The 794-nt window shown below is 42.2% G+C and carries 1 protein-coding gene; it reads right to left on the minus strand.

The window, feature by feature from the left end:
* Window positions 1-157: 157 nt before the first annotated feature.
* Window positions 158-610, minus strand: a complete 453-nt coding sequence (locus IDZ20_RS05795) for a hypothetical protein (RefSeq protein WP_188150484.1) — start codon at window positions 608-610, stop codon at window positions 158-160.
* Between the last annotated feature and the right edge of the window lie 184 nt (window positions 611-794).

The raw sequence follows: 794 nt of genomic DNA on the forward strand, positions 1-794 counted from the left end.
TACAGCAAACAATCCCAAGAATTCCAAACCCTACTTTTCCAGCCGTTAAGACGCATAACGCCCAGCTAAGCCGCCGGAACGTAGTTGATTGTTTTGTGCTAGCGTAGCGTTAAAGCACAAAACGAGCAACGCAGTGGAGGTCGGATTGAGCTGTTTGTTAAGTGTGTTTAGCAAGACTTCGTATTTCATTGTAAATATCCATGAAATTTCCGTAAATGTCCGCGTCTGCTTCATAAATTGCCTGATTAGAAGCTATATACTTTACATCATTCATTAGTTCAGGAACTACGGGAAGGATGTGATCAGGCTGCTCTTTTAATTTCTGTAAAATTAAGTTGAGGAACGCGCTAGCTGCGTCCGAACTTTCATAAAAACCAAATTTGCCGTTGCGAACAAAATCCCGAAATCCAAAGACATAATATTGAAACGGCTTTTTCGGCATCCAATGTAGATCTTCTGCACGCATTAAAACATGGTCTTTGTACTGAGGTAGCATCTCTGCATTACTTTTACCGAAAAATTGGCCACGAGCATAATTAACGTCTAAATCTAGGACGAATTCGCGATCGTACTCATTCCAATCATCTTCTGTAGGTATCTTGCCATTCATTGGAAACACTTAACGCCTATGTCAGTTGCGTTTTGGTTGTAGTGGAGTTTTGGGGTAAAGTGGCGTAGCCACCCCAAAACGGAGCGTAGACCAAAACGTCAACTGGACATATTTGTTAGGCTCGCCGAATTCATATACTAAGTGCGACACTCATCCCATTAAGAGAGGCAAGCTGCGATAATCC

This window comes from Teredinibacter waterburyi (assembly GCF_001922985.1).
Taxonomy (GTDB): Bacteria; Pseudomonadota; Gammaproteobacteria; order Pseudomonadales; family Cellvibrionaceae; genus Teredinibacter; species Teredinibacter waterburyi.